15 protein-coding genes are annotated in these 14546 nt (G+C 65.3%); 9 read left to right on the top strand and 6 right to left on the bottom strand.

Annotated elements, in window-relative coordinates; genetic code table 11:
* Positions 1-54: 54 nt before the first annotated feature.
* The 5 genes from HNR05_RS08350 (at position 55) to lepB (ending at position 4622) form a co-directional block, all read left to right on the top strand.
* Positions 55-1359, top strand: coding sequence for an O-acetylhomoserine aminocarboxypropyltransferase/cysteine synthase family protein (locus HNR05_RS08350; RefSeq protein WP_179578588.1), 1305 nt, complete (start codon positions 55-57; stop codon positions 1357-1359).
* Positions 1356-1850, top strand: coding sequence for a CoA-binding protein (locus HNR05_RS08355; RefSeq protein ID WP_179578589.1), 495 nt, complete (start codon positions 1356-1358; stop codon positions 1848-1850). The genes HNR05_RS08350 and HNR05_RS08355 overlap by 4 nt, the downstream gene beginning before the upstream one ends.
* A 115-nt stretch (positions 1851-1965) precedes the next feature.
* The gene (locus HNR05_RS08360) at positions 1966-3339 is read left to right on the top strand and encodes an L-serine ammonia-lyase (RefSeq protein WP_179578590.1); all 1374 of its coding nucleotides are present in this window, start codon (positions 1966-1968) and stop codon (positions 3337-3339) included.
* Between the two features lie 37 nt (positions 3340-3376).
* Entirely contained in the window at positions 3377-3904 is a 528-nt protein-coding gene (locus HNR05_RS08365; protein ID WP_179578591.1) for a LysM peptidoglycan-binding domain-containing protein, read from the top strand.
* A 4-nt stretch (positions 3905-3908) separates the two neighbouring features.
* Positions 3909-4622 (top strand): signal peptidase I, encoded by a 714-nt coding sequence (gene lepB, locus HNR05_RS08370; RefSeq protein ID WP_179578592.1) that lies wholly within the window; start codon positions 3909-3911, stop codon positions 4620-4622.
* A 22-nt stretch (positions 4623-4644) separates the two neighbouring features.
* On the opposite strand, the gene HNR05_RS08375 is transcribed toward lepB, so the two are convergent.
* A complete protein-coding gene (locus tag HNR05_RS08375; protein WP_179578593.1) occupies positions 4645-5049 on the bottom strand; it encodes an arsenate reductase ArsC in 405 nt (134 codons plus the stop codon).
* Positions 5050-5381: 332 nt separating this feature from the next.
* On the bottom strand, positions 5382-7880 hold the full coding sequence (locus HNR05_RS08380; RefSeq protein ID WP_179578594.1) for a DEAD/DEAH box helicase: 2499 nt from the start codon (positions 7878-7880) through the stop codon (positions 5382-5384).
* A gap of 67 nt (positions 7881-7947) precedes the next feature.
* Between HNR05_RS08380 and HNR05_RS08385 the strand changes: the two genes are divergently transcribed.
* Both HNR05_RS08385 and HNR05_RS08390 read left to right on the top strand, forming a co-directional pair.
* Complete coding sequence (locus tag HNR05_RS08385) at positions 7948-9156, top strand: MarP family serine protease (protein ID WP_179578595.1); 1209 nt, start codon at positions 7948-7950, stop codon at positions 9154-9156.
* A 29-nt stretch (positions 9157-9185) separates the two neighbouring features.
* A complete protein-coding gene (locus tag HNR05_RS08390; RefSeq protein WP_179578596.1) occupies positions 9186-9833 on the top strand; it encodes an RNase H family protein in 648 nt (215 codons plus the stop codon).
* 23 nt (positions 9834-9856) lie between these two features.
* Here the strand turns inward: HNR05_RS08390 and HNR05_RS08395 are convergent, their stop codons facing one another.
* The gene (locus HNR05_RS08395) at positions 9857-10204 is read right to left on the bottom strand and encodes a DUF202 domain-containing protein (RefSeq protein ID WP_179578597.1); all 348 of its coding nucleotides are present in this window, start codon (positions 10202-10204) and stop codon (positions 9857-9859) included.
* An 8-nt stretch (positions 10205-10212) separates the two neighbouring features.
* Positions 10213-10572, bottom strand: a complete 360-nt coding sequence (locus HNR05_RS08400; RefSeq protein WP_179578598.1) for a DUF202 domain-containing protein — start codon at positions 10570-10572, stop codon at positions 10213-10215.
* Positions 10573-10747: 175 nt separating this feature from the next.
* Here HNR05_RS08400 and HNR05_RS08405 point away from each other — a divergent pair, with 175 nt between their 5' ends.
* Together HNR05_RS08405 and HNR05_RS08410 are read left to right on the top strand one after the other, a co-directional pair.
* Positions 10748-11359, top strand: coding sequence for a type II toxin-antitoxin system Phd/YefM family antitoxin (locus tag HNR05_RS08405; protein ID WP_179578599.1), 612 nt, complete (start codon positions 10748-10750; stop codon positions 11357-11359).
* A gap of 39 nt (positions 11360-11398) precedes the next feature.
* Positions 11399-12886 carry a SulP family inorganic anion transporter gene (locus HNR05_RS08410; RefSeq protein WP_179578600.1) on the top strand — a complete coding sequence of 496 codons (1488 nt, stop codon included), beginning with the start codon at positions 11399-11401 and terminating at the stop codon, positions 12884-12886.
* A 16-nt stretch (positions 12887-12902) separates the two neighbouring features.
* Here the strand turns inward: HNR05_RS08410 and HNR05_RS08415 are convergent, their stop codons facing one another.
* Both HNR05_RS08415 and HNR05_RS08420 read right to left on the bottom strand, forming a co-directional pair.
* A complete protein-coding gene (locus HNR05_RS08415; RefSeq protein ID WP_179578601.1) occupies positions 12903-14204 on the bottom strand; it encodes a M18 family aminopeptidase in 1302 nt (433 codons plus the stop codon).
* Positions 14205-14252: 48 nt separating this feature from the next.
* Positions 14253-14543, bottom strand: a complete 291-nt coding sequence (locus HNR05_RS08420; protein ID WP_179578602.1) for a hypothetical protein — start codon at positions 14541-14543, stop codon at positions 14253-14255.
* Between the last annotated feature and the right edge of the window lie 3 nt (positions 14544-14546).

The raw sequence follows: 14546 nt of genomic DNA on the forward strand, positions 1-14546 counted from the left end.
GCTCTGTTACAACCCGGCACCGTCCGTTGCCGCGATGGTCGGTAGCGTGTGGTCATGGCAGATCGCGAGTACGGCTTCAGCACGCGCGCAATTCACGCGGGCAACATCCCCGACCGGGTCACGGGTGCCCGGGCACTGCCGATTTACCAGACCAGTGCGTTTGTCTTCGATGACACCGCGGATGCCGCCGCCCGTTTCGCCCTGCAAAAATACGGCAACGTCTATTCACGGCTCTCAAACCCCACGACGGCCTCGTTCGAGGAACGCATCGCGAGTCTGGAAGGCGGGCTCGGTGCCGTCGCCACCGCGAGCGGTTTGGCCGCCCAGTACATCACGTTCGCCAGCCTGGCCGGCGCCGGCGACCACATCGTCTCCTCGGCCAATCTCTACGGCGGCTCGATCACCCAGCTCGACGTCACGCTTCGCCGGTTCGGCGTCGACACGACGTTCGTACAGAGCGCGGATCCGGCCGCTTACGCCGCGGCGATTACGGACAAAACCAAGCTGATTTTCGCCGAGACGGTCGCGAATCCCTCGGGTGAGGTCGCCGACATCGAGGGGTTGGCCGCCGTCGCCCACGCCGCCGGCATCCCCCTGATCATCGACTCGACCATCGCCACTCCCTACCTGTGTCGCCCATTCGAGTGGGGCGCCGACATCGTCATCCACTCGGCGACCAAGTTTCTCGGCGGACACGGCACCACTCTCGGCGGGGTGGTCGTCGAGAGCGGCCGGTTCGATTGGAACACCGACCGGTTCCCCCTGTTCTCCGAGCCGGTCGGTAGCTATGGCGGCCTGGAGTGGTCGGGCAACTTCGGCGAGTATGCCTTTCTCACCCGGCTGCGTGCCGAACAGCTACGCGACATCGGCCCCACCCTGGCTCCGCACTCCGCGTTCCTACTCGCGCAAGGCGTCGAAACGCTGCCGTACCGGATGCAGGCGCATGTCAACAACGCGCGCATCGTGGCGGAATGGCTGGATGCCGACCCCCGGGTCGACTACGTCAACTGGGCCGGGCTGCCCAGCCACCCGCACCACGACCGCGCCCTCAAGTATCTGCCGCAGGGGCCGGGATCCGTTTTCGCCTTCGGCGTGAAGGGGGGCCGCGACGCCGGCCGCACGTTCATCGAGTCGGTCGACCTGGCCAGCCACCTCGCCAATATCGGCGATGCGAAGACCCTCGTGATCCATCCGGCATCCACCACCCACGCCCAGCTCAGTGAGCAACAGTTGCGTGACGCCGGCGTGCTGCCGGGCCTCGTGCGTTTGAGCGTCGGCATCGAAGACGTCGACGACATCATCTATGACCTCGACCAGGCGCTTGCTCAGGCCGTCACCGGAACGAAGGGATCAAGATGAGCCCCGACACGAACGACGTCTGGGAGGGACCCGACGCCAAAGGTCGCCTGAAGCTGCTGCGCGGAGCACATTCGATCGCCATCGTCGGAGCCTCGCCGAACCCGGCGCGGTCGAGCTACTTCGTGGGCACCTACCTGCAGCAGTCCAGCGACTACCGGGTCTACTTCGTGAACCCGAACGCCGACACCATCCTCGGCCAGAAGGCCTACCCCGACCTCGCGTCACTGCCCGAGGTGCCCGACATCGTCGACGTCTTCCGCCGCGCCTCCGACATTCCGGCGGTCATCGACGATGTTCTAGCGATCGGCGCGCCCACCATCTGGGTGCAGCTCGGCATCTGGAATCAGGACGCCGCCCAGTACGGCGAGGCCCACGGCCTGAACGTCGTGATGGATCGCTGCCTCAAAATCGAGCACGCCCGGTTCAACGGCGGGCTACACCTGCTCGGCTTCGACACCGGTCAGATCACCGCGCGCACGACCATCCGTTGAACCCACGTTTCACCCGGGACGCTGGCGGCGAGCAGTCCGCGCGGGCCTCCGAGCAACGCAACCGAACCCAGTTCCAGAGGTGCACCCTCACAACGACCCGACGTAGTATGAACGCGTGACCGCCTACGTCTCTGCCCTCGACCTCTTTTCCATCGGTATCGGACCGTCAAGTTCGCATACTGTCGGCCCCATGCGGGCGGCACTCGCCTTCGCGAAGAACCTCGAGGCGACGGGCCACCTCGACCAGACCCAACGTGTCAGCTGCTCGCTCTATGGCTCGCTCGGCTCGACGGGTCTCGGCCACGGTACCCCGGATGCCGTGCTCGCCGGCCTGGCCGGTTTTCGCCCCGAGACCTGCGATCCTGCAGACGTACGGGCCGCCTGGTCCGCCCTTCCCGACAACGCAACCCTGTCGTTGCTTGGCCGACACACGATCGCGGTCACCCGAGATGACGTGAGCTTCGAGCCGCGCACTCGCCTTCCCGGTCACCCGAACGCGCTCACCCTCACCGCATGGTCGACGGATGCCCTCCCCCTCTTCGAAGAAACCTATTACTCGATCGGTGGCGGGTTCATTCGCCGTGACGGCGACCCGGTCGGACCACACAACGCCCTCGACCAGCCGATGCCGTACGCGTCGAGCCAGGAACTTCTGGGGCTCTGTGACACCCACGGAATCGGTATTTGCGAGGTGGCCCGCATCAATGAGGAGGCAATCCACGGCGCCGACGCCCTGAACGCGGGCCTCGATGCCATCTGGGATGCCATGCACGTCTGTGTCGAGGCCGGCCTGCATACGGAGGGCATCCTGCCGGGTGGCCTCAAAGTCAAACGGCGTGCCGCCGACATCCGCAGGCAGCTTCAGGAATACGAAAGCCTGCCGCTCCGCGACCGCGACACATCAACCGAGTGGCTGCACGCCTTCGCGCTTGCCGTCAATGAAGAGAACGCATCGGGGGGCCGCGTGGTCACGGCGCCCACGAACGGTGCTGCCGGCATCATTCCCGCTGTCGGTCACTATTACCTCAAATTCGTTCCCGGAGCGGATGCGGCTGGTCTTCGCCGCTATCTCCTCACTGCGGTCGCCATCGGCTCGCTCGTCAAGGCGAACGCCTCGATCTCGGGTGCGGAAGGCGGCTGTCAGGCTGAGGTCGGATCGGCGTGCGCCATGGCATCCGGTGCCCTCTGCGCCGTGCTCGGTGGAACCCCCCGGCAGGTCGAGAATGCGGCAGAGATTGCCATGGAGCACCACCTTGGACTCACCTGCGACCCGGTCGGCGGCCTGGTGCAAGTGCCGTGCATCGAACGCAACGCCATCGCGTCGTCGACCGCGGTGTCGGCCGCCCGCCTCGCCCTTCACGGCGACGGTACGCACCTGGTCTCGCTCGACACCGTCATCGAAACGATGCGACAGACCGGCCTCGATATGAAGAAGAAGTACAAAGAAACGAGCGAGGGCGGGCTCGCCGTCAATGTGATCGAATGCTGACGCGGCCATCGGTTAATCCCCTAAACTGACGGAACTCATGGGGGTCATCATTCATCACGCATCGGTGCGCCGCAGCACTCACATTTCTGTCGTATTCGCTCTGCTTCTCAGTGCGCCGCTGGTGCTCGGTCTGAGCGGATGCATGGGCACCCCGACCGCGCAGGCGACTGTCACGGTGACTCCAACGCCGCCTGCGACCTCTCCCCGTGCGACACCCTCACCCACGCCAACTCCAACGCCTGAACCGATCGTGGTTGCCGAGCCCGAGCTGGTGCCCAACCCCCCGGTCGGCCAGCCCATCCCCAATGCTCCGGCCCCGATCGTTGAACCCGGACCGGCCGTCGACCTCGGTGCCACCCCCGGCGCTGAGGGCAGCACGACGTCAGACGGCTCGGGCAACCTTCTCACCTACACCGTCGTCTCGGGCGACACTTTCTTCGATATTGCGCAGCGCTTCGATGTGCCGGTGCAGCAGTTCCTGCACATGAATCCGTCTGTTCCCGGCCTCGGCGAAGATATCTACATCAACCAGATCATCAACCTCGACTGGACAGCGAAGCGCTAAGGCCATGACCGATCCGGGTCCCCTGGCTCGTCGCCCGTCCGGGTGGTTGTTGCTCCGCGACCTGGCAGTGATTGTCGTGGTCGCACTTCTCATCTCGACGGCGGTCAAGACGTTCCTGATCCGGCCGTTCTACATTCCGTCTGCGTCGATGCAGAACACCCTGCAGATCGACGATCGGATCATCGTGAATGAACTGGTTCCTGCGCTGATACCGATCAGTCGCGGTGACATCGTGGTCTTTCGAGACCCGGCACACTGGCTGGGCCCCTCGACAACCGCTTCGTCGGGACCCCGCGGTTTTCTCGCGGGCGCGTTGACCGCGGTAGGGCTCGGCACGGCAGACAGTAGCGAACACCTCATCAAGCGCGTGATCGGGCTGGCCGGCGACACCGTGACGTGTTGTACATCGTCAGGGGCCGTCTCGGTGAACGGAGTCGCTCTCGACGAGCCGTACATCGTCGTGCCGCCCGGCAAGACGAAAGCGACGCCCCGCACGTTCACGGCCACAGTTCCCACTGGTTCACTCTGGGTGATGGGCGACAACCGCTATCACTCGGCGGATTCTTCGTTCCATTTCACCACTGGCGATCCGGGCAGTGGCTTTGTTCCACAGAGCACCGTGGTCGGCCGTGCCGTGCTGGTGAGTTGGCCGAGCGCCAACTGGGGCTGGCTTGACAATTACCCTGACACATTCCGAAGTGTCGCCCCACCCCGGTAATCGGGCCCGATTTCTACGCGGATCAGGCGGGCAGCAGCCCCGCGAGCAGCGACTCGACCCTGACCCGGATGTCGTCGCGAATCTCACGCACGGCTTCGAGGCCCTGCCCGGCCGGGTCGGCGAGTTGCCAGTCCTCGTAGCGCTTCCCCGGGAAGATCGGGCAGACATCCCCGCAACCCATCGTGATGACGACATCCGATTCCTGCACGGCCTCGGCCGTCATGAGCTGCGGGATCCCCTCAGAAATGTCGATGCCCACCTCACGCATGGCCGCGATCGCGACCTGATTGATCTGATCCGCCGGCTCAGAGCCACCCGAGCGGACCGTCACAGCGCTGCCCCCGAGTGAGCTCAGAAACCCGGCCGCCATCTGGGATCGGCCCGCGTTGTGAATGCAGACGAAGAGGACGCGGGGCACAGAGGTCATGGTAACCATTGTCCTCTCTGATTCAGGCAGACGGGTCGCAGCCGGTGGGCAGACGGGTCTCGACAAGCTCGACCAGCGGAGGGGTGCTCGACTCGCGGAGGGGTGCTCGACTCGCGGAGGGCGGGGCGACTCGCGGGGTCTCGACAGGCTCGACCAGCGGAGGGGGCTCGACCAGCGGGGGAAGGGGGGACTCGCGGGGCCTCGACAGGCTCGACCAGCGGAGGGGGCTCGACCAGCGGAGGGCGGGGCGACTCGCGGGGTCTCGACAGGCTCGACCAGCGGAGGGGGCTCGACTCGCCGAGGGGCCAGGGGTCGACGAGCGTGAGCGCGACCTACAGCCGATTGACCGCGGCGATGCGCACGATCGCCTCGCCGGCCTCGTCCGACGCCTCGAGATCGACCTCGGCGGTGAAGCCCCAGTCGTGATCACCGGCCGGGTCGTCGAGAATCTGGCGCACCGTCCAGGACGTCGCCCCCTCCTCAATGATCAGCAGGGCCGAGCTTCGGGCATCCGCGCCGGTGAGAATCTCGGTGTGCTCGTCGTAGTATCCGTCGAGCGCGTTCGCCCAAGCTTCGGCGTCGAACCCGGATGCTGAATCGAGTTCTCCGAGTGCCTCGTAGTTCTCGAGGGCGGCGAGTTGCACCCGCCGGAACAGCTCGTTTCGCACCAGGATGCGGAACGCCCGCACGTTCGTGGTGAGCCGTTTCGGTGCGGGAGGCATCACGACGTGGGCCCCGGCTGCGTGAGCCGCGGCATCCGGGTGGATGAGCTCTTCCCACTCGTCCAGCAGGCTCGAGTCGACCTGGCGCACGAGCTCGCCGAGCCACTCGATCAGGTCGAGTAGGTCTTCGCTCTTGGCTTCGTCGGGAATGGTCTGGCGTGCGGCCCGGTACGCGTCAGAGAGGTAGCGCAGCACGACGCCCTCACTGCGGGCAAGCTTGTAGAAGGCGATGAACTCACCGAACGACATGGCCCGCTCGTACATGTCGCGCACGACCGACTTGGGGCGCAGCTCGAAGTCGGCGATCCACGGCTGCGACAGTTTGTAGGTGTTGAACGCGTAACTCAGCAGCTCATCGAGCGGCTTCGGGTGGGTGACGTCCTCGAGGAGGGCCATACGCTCGTCGTATTCGATGCCCTCGCGCTTCATCGCTGCGACGGCCTCACCGCGGGCGACGAACTGTTGACCGGAGAGTACCGGGCGCGGGTCGTCGAGCGTCGCCTCGACAATCGAGATCATGTCCAAGGAGTAGGTCGGCGCCTCGGGGTCGAGCAGATCGAACGCGGCCAGGGCGAACGGTGACAGAGGCTGGTTGAGGGCAAAGTTGGCCTGCAGGTCAACGGTGAGACGAATTTCGCCGGATGCCGACTGCTCGACGATCCCCGCTTCGCGCAGGGTCTTGTAGATACCGAGCGCACGCCGAGCGAGCGCCAGCTGGCGTTTCCACGGCTCGTGGTTGTCGAACACCAGCGCATGAACGTTGGCGAACGCATCGCCACCGCGTCCGATCACATTGATCAACATGGCGCTGGTCATCTGCATGCTCGAGGTGAGAGTCTCCGGCTCGGCTGCGATCAATCGTTGGAACGACGGCTCACCCCACGAGACGAAACCTTCCGGTGCCTTCTTTCGGATGATCTTGCGCTTCTTCTTGACATCGTCACCGGCCTTCTCGATGGCCTTGAGTTTCTCTGTCTCGTGATCGGGAGCCTGTGCGACAACGGTTCCGGCCGTGTCGAAGCCGGCCCGACCGGCGCGACCAGCGATCTGGTGAAACTCTCGGGCATTGAGCTGGCGCATCTTCACGCCGTCGTATTTGGTGAGCGCGGTGAACAGCACGGTGCGAATCGGCACGTTGATGCCGACGCCAAGGGTGTCGGTGCCGCAGATCACCCGCAACAGTCCACGTTGCGCGAGCTGTTCGACGAGACGCCGGTATTTCGGCAGCATGCCGGCGTGGTGCACGCCGATGCCCATCCGGATCAGCCGGGACAGTGTCTTGCCGAAACTTGTCGTGAATCGAAACTCACCGATCAGCTCTGCGATGGCATCCCGCTGTTCGCGCGTGGCGACCTTCGCGCTGGCCAGGGCTTGTGCCCGTTCCAGCGCGGCGGCCTGCGAGAAGTGCACGACGTAGACGGGAGCCTGCCCCGTGCCGAGAAGCTCTTCAACGGTCTCGTGAATCGGCGTCAGCTGGTAGAAGTAGTGCAGCGGAACCGGGCGTTCGACCCCGGTCACGAGCGCCGTCGGCCGCCGGGTTCGGCGGGTGAGATCCTCTGCGAGCTCGGTCACATCACCGAGCGTCGCCGACATCAAAATGAACTGCACCCGCGGCAGAGTGAGCAACGGAACCTGCCAGGCCCAGCCACGATCGGGGTCCGAATAGAAGTGGAACTCATCCATCACCACTTGATCGACGGGCGTGTCCTCGCCGTTTCGCAACGCGAGGTTAGCCAGAATCTCGGCGGTGCAGCAGATGATCGGCGCGTCGGCGTTCACCGACGAATCGCCCGTCATCATGCCCACGTTCTCCGCGCCGAAGATCTCGACGAGTGCGAAGAACTTTTCGCTGACGAGGGCTTTGATCGGCGCGGTGTAGAAGCTGCGCTTTCCGGCCGACAGCGCAGCGAAATGCGCGCCGATTGCAACGAGGGACTTTCCGGTTCCGGTGGGCGTGGACAGAATGAGGTTCGCGCCCGAGACGATCTCGATCAGCGCCTCTTCCTGCGCCGGGTACAGCGACAGGCCTTGTTCCCCGGCCCACAGCTCGAAGGCCTCGAAGAGAACGTCGGGGTCTGTCACGTGCGGGAGCGCTTCAAGAGTTGCCATGATCCTTCGATCCTGCCCTATTCGGCTGGCCGTTCACGCCGCCGACGACGATCTGTCCGCGTAGGCAGTGACGTCGATTACGATTGTCGAGGTGATCTCCGGTTCCCTCATTCTCGATATCGTGCTGATCATCCTGCTGATCAGTGCGGTCTTCAACGGCTACCGCAGCGGGTTGGTACGCAGCATCAGCAGCATCGTCGGGCTTGTGCTCGGGGCGGTGGCGGCGTACTTCGTGGTGCCTCTGGTGGGTTCGTGGGTGACGGATGCCCAGTGGCGCACCCCGGCCGCCCTGCTTTCTGCCGTGGTCCTACTGGCCTTTGGCCTGTCGTTCGGCCGTGCACTCGGCAGCCGGATGGGCCGCCGTGTGCGCAAATCGGCGCTCGGACTCATCGACCGGGTGTCCGGCGCGCTCTTCACGCTTATCGCCACCGCGCTCACAATCTCGTTGCTCGCTTTCAGCGTGAGCGCATTGGGCGTACCGTTTCTCTCTCCCGCAATCGCCTCCTCCACCGTCATCCGCACCATCAACCTGCTCACGCCCGATCCGGTGCAGAGCTGGCTGGCCGAGGTGCGTTCCATCGCCGTCGCCGACGGACTTCCTCTCATCGTCGACGTGTTCGACGGGCCGCCGCCGACCCTGCCCGACCATGCCATCGACAACCCGAGTGTCGCAGCCGCCGAACAGTCGGTCGTGCGGATCACCGGAAACGCATTCGCCTGCGGTCAGAACCAGTCGGGCAGCGGATTTGTGGTGGCCCCGAACCGGGTGATCACCAACGCCCACGTCGTTTCGGGGGTCTCAGACCCCGTCGTCGAAGCGCAAAGCGGCCAAGCGTTGCAAGGCAAAGTGGTCTATTTCGACGCCGTTGTCGATCTGGCGGTCATCGCCGTTGACGGGCTGTCGGCTCCGGCCTTGGCGGCCGGAACGAACCTGACGCCGAGCAGTGTCGGAGTGGCCGCCGGCTATCCTTTCGGCGGCCCGTTCGTGGCCAATCCGGCAGCGGTCCTCGCGATCAACCCGCTGGTTCTCGAAGAAACCTCGTCGCAGCCCGGAATCACGCGGGAGGTCTATACCCTCGCCTCCGATATTCAGCAGGGCGCGTCGGGCGGCCCGCTGCTCTCGACGAACGGCGCGGTGGTGGGTGTCGTCTTTGCCAAGTCGGCGAACACGGCGAATGTGGGCTACGCGCTCGGAATGTCCGAGGTAAAGCCGGTGATCGACAAGTCGGCATCACTCGACACAGCGGTGTCGTCGGGCAGTTGCGTGCGCGGCTAGGGGTACCCGACAGCTGGCACACTGGAGTCATGACAATCACCGCTGCCGCCGACGGTTCGGCCCTGGGCAATCCCGGGCCCGCAGGATGGGCCTGGTACGTCGACGATTCCTGTTGGGCCGCCGGCGGGTGGAAGCACGCCACGAACAATCAGGGCGAGTTGAAGGCCGTGCTCGAGCTGTTCCGCGCCACAGCACACGTCGACGAAGATCTGCTCGTACTCTGCGACAGCCAGTATGTGATCAACTCCGTGACGAAATGGATGCCGGGCTGGAAGCGCAAGGGATGGCGCAAGGCCGACGGCAAGCCGGTGTTGAACCTCGAGTTGCTGCAGGAGATCGATGAGGCGTTGGTCGGGCGACGGTACCGATTCGAATGGGTCAAGGGCCATGCAAACCACCCGTTGAATGAGGCTGCCGACGAGCGTGCCCGCGCGGTGTCGGAGGCGTACCAGCGCTCGAGCGCAATCCCCGAGGGGCCCGGCTGGACGCGCGGAGGCACAGCGCCAGCCCCGGAACGCCGCACGCTCAGCCAGCCCGGACTATTCGATTTCGACGATGCGCCACCCGCAGAACACACGCTGACCGTGACGCTCACGACCGACGAGCACGACCGGCTGGTACAGCGGGCACGGCAGGCCGGCGTCAGCCCCGATGCTCTCCTGCGCGGCTTGATCTGACCGGCGGCGCCCGGCCGCGGTTGTTATAGCGGGATTCTGATGTTGCCCCAGAGAAACAGCACGGCCAACCCGCCCAAAAACAGTGTCGATGCCGCCAGTAGAGCGAGTCGCCACGCACCGCGCCCATGCAACTGCGCCGTGTCGGTGAGCGCCCGATGCGTGCGCCGATAGCCCCGATAGGTGGCGATATAGGCGGCGAGCGCCAGACCGATGCCACCGATCCCCAGCACGATCGCCGGCACGCCGAACCGATCGGCGGTAAAACGCACCGAGACGGCACAGGCTACGGCGAGCGCCAGCACGGTGCGCTGCCAGGCGAGGTAGGTGCGCTCGGGCTGGAGCCCGGGATCAAATGGTGTCTCAGTGCTCATCCGGATGCCTACAGAAACATTCCCGCGGCGATCAATGCCCCAGCGATGACCACGCCGACCATCAGCACACCCGACAGTGCGGGGGCCGGGAGGGCCCGGTTTTGTCGCATCGACCGTTCGGTGCGCATCCAGCTGATCCAGGCGTGCACGGGCGCGACGATTCCCAATGCGATGAAGAGCCCCGCCGTATAGAGGCGAAAATCCTCCCGAATCGGCAGTTCGAGTGCTTCCAACGCCACACCGGCGGCGATCAGCGCGAGTGACGTACGGATCCAGGCGAGAAAGGTGCGTTCGTTCGCGAGGCTGAAGCGTGGGTCAGGCTCGTCGCCGAGCCCATAGACCGATTTCGGAAAGCGTCCGGGACTCACGGTGTGTCCTTTCGGGGCCTGATTGGGTGAGTGCCCGCTGATTCAGCGTAGCGAGTGAGCGGGCTGCCCCGCTGGAGTTCAGCCACGCGCAGGTCTGGCATCGCACCAGTGGCGGAGGGTGCCGCTTCGGCGTACGGTCAAAGAAGGCAACTCTCAACGAGGAGGTGGGCCCCTCATGGACTACCTGGATGACCCAGACCAGCTTCCCGCACTTCCCGATCCCGGGCCGCGTGACGGCCGACACGGGGTCGATCGCGACGAAGACTACGACCCGTTTCCGAGCACGGGCTCGCACAGCACCGCCGATCCCTTGGCGGTGAGCGAGGACGAAGCCAAATGGCATCTGGGTGTGCTCGTCGCGCGCGCCACCTCCGGCGAAGAGATCGTGATCATGCGCAAAGGAGTGCCCCTTGCGCGGATCGTTCCGCCGCGGCGACGCGCTGTGTCGCTCCAACCCCCGGTAGCTGCCCCATTGGTGGCAACGGACCCGGCATCGGCGTTGTCGGCGGCATCGGCTGCGGCATCAGCTACGGCGCAGCTCTCCCGGCGTGCACAGAAGACGGTGCCCACACCGACGCTCGTGGTCACGTTCGACGAATTGATCAGGAACGACGGCGTGCTGCTGGAGCGCCACACCCTCATTCTCGACGACCCGGAGCAACTGCCCGAGCTGCCGGATCCCGGCCCCCGCGACGGTCGACACGGCGTCGACCGCGAGACCGGTGAGGGGCAGCCGATCCGACGGCCCAGTCGCAGAACCGCGCGTCGCACGGCGAGCGGAAACTGACGACATCGTGACGGTGCGTCGAGTGCGTAGTGTTGTGGGGTGCCTCTCCGACCGAATCAGCCGCAGTCCGCTCCCACTGTCCTCTCGACCCTCCGCAACCCGAAGGGTCTGAGCGTCGAGGTTCTCGCCGGAATCGTCACCACACTCGCGCTGATTCCCGAGGTGATCTCGTTCTCGGTGATAGCGGGAGTCGACCCACGTGTCAGCCTGATCGCATCCGTCGTGCTGGCCATCTCAATGTCGATCCTCGGCGGACGTCCCGCCATGATCACCGCCGCTGCCGGCGCCGTGGCATTGGTCGTCGCGCCCCTGGTCAAGGAATCGGGAGTCGAATATCTGCTGCCTGCCGTCGTGTTGGCCGGCCTGATCCAGATCGTTTTCGGAGTGACCGGACTCGCCCGGATCATGCGGTTCATTCCGCGTTCAGTCATGATCGGGTTCGTCAACGCGCTGGGCATCTTGATCTTCGCAGCCCAGGTTCCCCACCTCCTCGGTGTGCCCTGGCTGGTCTATCCGCTCTTCGCGCTCAGCATCCTGATCGTTATTGTGCTTCCCCGGCTCACGACGGCTGTGCCCGCACCGCTCGTGGCGATCGTCGTCGTGACCGCGATCACCATGATCGCCCATCTGGCCATTCCGAATGTCGGAGACCAGGGAAACGTCTCCGGCGGGCTGCCCGGGATCACGCCGCTTCTCGTTCCGATGAACCTCGAAACACTCGGCATCATCTGGCCGACCGCTTTGAGCGTTGCGTTTGTCGGCCTCATGGAGACTCTGCTCACTGCACGGCTCGTGGACGACATCACGGGCACCCGATCCGAGAAAAGCCGTGAGTCGTGGGCGCTGGGAATCGCGAACATTCTGGCCGGCTTCTACGGCGGTATCGCCGGCTGTGCCATGATCGGCCAGACCATTGTCAACGTGAAGCTGGGTCGGGCGCGCACCCGCATTTCAACCTTCGTGGCGGGCCTGTTCTTGTTGCTGCTGGTGACCACGCTCAGCGGCCTGATGGCGCAGATTCCGATGATCGCGCTGGCCGCCGTGATGATGATTGTGGCGCTGAAAACGATTGATTGGCACAGCGTGGCGCCCGCGACGCTGAAGCGGATGCCGCTGCCCGAAACGCTGGTCATGGTGACAACCGTCGTCGTGGTGGTGTCCACGGGAAACCTGGCGGTCGGCATTGCCGCCGGTGCCGTCTTGGCCATGGTGCTCTTCGCCCGCCGCGTCGCTCACGTCGTCTCGGTCGATCGAGCCCTGGCCGACGACGGCGAGTCCGTGCGCTACACCGTCACCGGGCCCCTGTTCTTCGGCAGCAGCAATGACCTTGTCGAACAGTTCGACTACTCCAACGACCCGGACACCGCGGTCGTCGACTTCACCCGTGCGCAGATCTGGGACGCGTCAACGGTCGCCGTGCTGGACTCCCTCGAGACCAAATTCCGCGAGCACGACGTCTCCGTCAGCTTTGCCGGCCTTGACACGCGCAGTGCCGCATTTCACCGACGGTTGACGGGGCGACTCTAACCATTTCGCCGACCGATCAGGCTCCCTCGAAGAAGGCTCCGATGGCGAGCGACAAAGCGAACGGGTCGGCCACGTGGCAGAGCTCGCGCGCGGAGTGCATTGACAACAGAGCGATTCCGACGTCGACGGTGCGGATCCCCAGCCGGGTCGCAGTAAGTGGGCCGATCGTGGACCCGCACGGAACCGTGTTGTTCGACACGAACTCCTGATACTCCACACCGGCCGCCTCGCAGGAGCGTGCCCAGAGAGCCGCGCCCAGCGCATCCGTTGCGTAGCGTTGGTTCGCGTTGATTTTCAGCAGTGGACCGCTCCCGGACAGCGGCAGGTTGGCCGGATCGTGTCGCTCAGAGTAGTTCGGGTGCACCGAGTGACCGGCGTCTGCTGACAGACACCAGGACGCCGCGGAGGCTTGGAGCCGTTCGGCGGCGCTCGCACCGAGGGATTCACCGATCCGGGTGAGCACGTCCGCGAGCAGCGGGCCGCTGGCCCCGGAACGCGACTCCGAACCGAGCTCTTCATGATCGAAGGCGGCGAGCATGCGAATCGGTGCCGAGCCGTCGACCGGCCCGGTGTCGGTCGAGGCGGCAAGCAGGGCGACCAGGCCCGCGTGGACCGAACTGAGATTGTCCATGCGCCCGGCGGCGAACAACTCGCCGCCCTGGCCGAATCGGGCCGGCGGGGCCGTGTCGGCGGTGAGGATGTCGTAGCCGACGACATCCGTTCCGGTCAGGCCGGCGAGCGACGCCAGATGCCCGACCAGGTCTGCCTCGGCGAGAGAGCCGACGCCGAAGACGGGGTTCAGGTGCCGTTGACGGTCGAGTTTGAGCCCGTTGTTGGCCTCGCGGTCGAGGTGGACGGCCAACTGCGGGATGCGCAGGTAGGGGCCCGTGCGCACGAGGTGCGTGCGGCCGTCACGGGTGACGAGACGCCCGGCGAGCTCGAGTTCGCGGTCCAACCAGGAGTTCAGCAGGGGGCCGCCATACACCTCGACACCGGCCTGCAGCCATCCGTATGAGCCGATCGTGGGTTTCGGTTTGAGTTTGAAGCCGGGCGAATCGGTGTGGGCACCGAGGATGCGAAAGGGGGTGAGAGCGGATGCGGCGCTCGGCTGCCACCACGCGATCACGGCGCCGTCACGCACCACGTAGCATCCGCCCGACGTGCTCGTCCAGGCATCTTTCTCGTCTAAGGGGATGAACCCCGCAGCGTCAAGCCGTCGCGCCACCTCCGCCGCGGCGTGATACGACGACGGTGACGCCGTGATGAACTGGGCGAAATCGTCGATGTAGCGGTCGAGCTGGTCGGTCGAAGCAGTCATTCCTCAATCCAACCACCCCGACGCCTCGGCGCGGCGCGGCGCAGCGCTCTACGGGATCGCCGTGACGCCTGACTCGTTCTCCATGCGGAAACCGACTCCGGCACCGTTGAAGCAGCTGATACCGGTCGAAAGGTTGATGGAACAGCTGTATTCGCCGTTGACGATCGGGGTGTCATAACCCAGAACCGTGGCCGAGGTGATGTCGCTCGACAGACAGGGGTAGGACACGCCGCCCTCGCCGAGTAAGACGGCGGCTGCGGCAAACGTGCTGGGACAGTTGCCGGGCAGCGGGGCGTACTTGATGTACTGCTGCAGGCAGAGCACCCCGTCAGTTGTCATCTG

Origin of the sequence: Leifsonia psychrotolerans, from assembly GCF_013410665.1 — a bacterium.
GTDB classification, from domain to species: domain Bacteria; phylum Actinomycetota; class Actinomycetes; order Actinomycetales; family Microbacteriaceae; genus Cryobacterium; species Cryobacterium psychrotolerans_A.